This is a genomic window from Ruegeria sp. O11 (assembly GCF_056535285.1).
The window spans coordinates 1-3,038 of the sequence record NZ_JBQERS010000035.1; the positions used below are offsets into that span (position 1 = coordinate 1).

The window sequence follows — 3,038 nt, forward strand, 5'->3', positions numbered from 1 at the left end:
GCAATGCGCAGAAAGCTGACTTTGCAAAGTTTCGCGTGCCTAACCTGACCGGCCCAGATGGTCGGAGGCTCTTCGTGGAAGTGCGGCAGTATAGATTGTTGGCCTATTTGAAGTAAATTTAGGTGCGGAGCATTGTCGGGCTACGTCGGCCAACGTAATCGCCAGAGAATAAAGCAATACGAAATCCAATTATCCAGATGACAATTGAGGAACTTTTGGTCGATTAATCTCATTGTCCGAGCAAAACCCACCAAGTGAGCTTCAGCGCTGCTTTCGTTTAACCGAAATAATGCATCCAGAGTGTTTTGGATGCCGTGCAGGGACATCTCGTGCCATAGCGTCCACGTTTCCGAGGTGCCGCAACGCTCCGTTGTTGAGCAATACGCCTCGCCCAGCATCATACCGGCGCTGTCCGAATCCGCTGGCAACACATTCCCAGTTTTCCTTGGCCGCCGCGTTGCGGAATCTCGGTAGGTCGTGCGGGTCATGCCGTCCCGGTGTCGCTGCGACGTGATCGTGTTTCTTTGAGTTGCTTTGGTGACTTAAGTGGTGGGTCACTTGTGTTGAGCCAGGTTGCTGAACAGTACCGGTTGTTGGCCTCGGCCTAGGGCGCATGATTGTCACGACACCTTGTGGATTCTTATGTCCTGGGACGGCTACGTGAGTTGCCGTAGGTCTTGGTGTCAACTGTGGAACCTGGCCAGGAACCGCTATGGGAACCTGATTAGGAGTCGCGGACGGGACGAGCGGTGGCACAGCAGTTTGGCCGGTAGGCTGAGGAGGAATCTGACCAGGAACGGCGACTGGTATTTGGTTGGGTGTCGCGGTTGGCACAAGGGGCGGCACATTAGGCTGAGGCGGCACCTGGCCAGGGACAGCTATCGGAACTTGATTAGGAGTCGCAGTCGGAACTTGCGGCGGCACAGTAGCCAATGGCGGAACCTGATTGGGAACGGCTGTCGGAACCTGGTTTGGTGTTGGATTTGGCACCAAGGGCGGAGCTAGGGTCGGCGCTACGATTGGCGTTGGAATTTGACCGGGAATCGCTATTGGCGTCGCGATAGGAACCCGACCGGGAATTGCATTCGGGACCGCGCCCGGCGCAAGGACCGGCACAGCAACGGAGGTGGGCGTTTGCGGCGTTCCCTGAGGTGGCAACTGATTTGCCACCGGCTGCGTTGGACCGGTAATTTGGTTGCCTGCCCCTTGCCCGCCGGCCTGCCCACATCCTTGGCTCGATTGGTGTGGGTTCCCTACGCCACGGCACCACCCGTAATGATTGCCGCGGGCGACGACCTGCGTGGCGGCCAGCTCTGCGACCAAACAAGCTGCGGAAAGTAAAACAATGCGGTTCCGTTTCATAACATCCTCACCAACTTGTTGTCAGAGCAAGATACGCGCCAGGATCGCCAGAGTCAGTCAACGGACCGTCTCTCAAAGGGACACCGACATATCCGGACAGGAATAGGTTTTGCTTAAACTCAATGTCCAAACCCAGACCTGTCGAGGCCAGTGTAGCACTATCAACTTCAAAACTCGCAGGGTCATTGTTCGAGATGTAGCCCACGTCGAAAAAGACAAAGGGCGTTAAGCGATGAATGCTTTGGGAACTTGGAAAGTAGGAGTGAGACACTTCGAAAATCGCGGAAATCCCGGAATCACCATCCACTTCGTCAAACCGATATCCACGCAAAGCATAACGATCACCAAGGAAGTACTCCTCGACCGAGGGCAGCCGGTCGGTGGTGTACTGCCCCCAAATCTCAGTGCGCCAAGCTGTGTTGGGCGACAAGCTCGTTAGCGGGCTTTCGTATCCAATGCCGCCCCGCAGATGCCAGAACGAAGAGTCACCGTCGTCAAAATTCGCGTCCGTCGTGTCATTGTCGTTATCGCCAAAAGATAAGGTTAGTCCCGCTTCCAGAGCTTGTCCTTTTGGATAGTTTTGCCCGTAAAGATATGTAAGGCCAACGACACTCGCGTCACTAGACAATGGAACGCCGCCACTGACTGAGTCCGCTTCGGAAAGGCGATAGTCCAGCAGAAGGTACCCATAGCGGGCCACATCGCGGATCACTGGGTAACCCAACGCGACGGTGAAGTTCTCGCCATCAACATCTGTTCTCGCAAAATCCCCCGAGAGGTCACGTTTTGCGTTTATGTTTCCGTAGAAAATCTCACCATACAGGCCATTGCTGTTCAACGGTGCGCGATAGGTAACAGCGCCCCACAATGAATGTTCGTCGTCTTTGTCCCAATTGTAGTTGCCTGACCCCTCAAAGCGCAGCAAATCGCCGACGGTCAGCGTCGAATAAAACTCTTGTACGATATAGAAGCTGAGCGCCTCTCCAAGCTCACGCGGAGGGTTGTCGAGTGTCGCACTGCCGGCTTGTTTGCGTAGAGGTTCTCCTAACACTCTCAGCCGAGCACCAGCCTGATCCGGGTAATCAAGTTCGGTCGACACGTCCAAGTCGGGTATGTCCTCGGCTAACATAACGGCCCGCTCAAATCGTTTTAGAGTTATAGGATAGGAGGTGGTGAGGGGGCGAAAGATATTTTCCAAGGTTTGGAACGTGCGCGTATCTACCCCCTCTATTTCGATGGTTTGAATACGCCCTTCATCAACAACTATGCTCTGCCCATCGGGACCAGGCCAGGCCTCAGCCAAGAAGTAACCGTCTTCTCGGTAGATCTGCGTAATCGTTGATGCGACATCCGCCGCTGAGATGCGCCCCGACCGGTCAAAGGCCAACTGACCGGCAAACGTTAACAGCTCATCGGTATCATACACCGTTACGCCACTGACAGAGTGCTGGGATGCGATGTCCCAAGTTTGGGCCATGCTGTATTTTGGGACTGATACAATAGCCAAAAAAGTGCAAATGATCGCAATTACAACCGAGTTGGTTACGGGCATTTTCTACAACCTTAGCATGATTGAGCATGTTAAAACCCAATCCTATTACGAGGTTTGAATGTCTGAGCTTACCGGTACTCAAATTTGATCACGACTGGTGCTTTCGAGATACACAGCGACCAGA

At 54.0% G+C, this 3,038-nt stretch carries 1 protein-coding gene; it reads right to left on the minus strand.

The annotated features are described in order from the left end of the window. Positions 1-1,369 precede the first annotated feature (1,369 nt). Positions 1,370-2,914, minus strand: a complete 1,545-nt coding sequence (locus tag ACRZ91_RS22075; RefSeq protein ID WP_480908630.1) for a ShlB/FhaC/HecB family hemolysin secretion/activation protein — start codon at positions 2,912-2,914, stop codon at positions 1,370-1,372. Between the last annotated feature and the right edge of the window lie 124 nt (positions 2,915-3,038).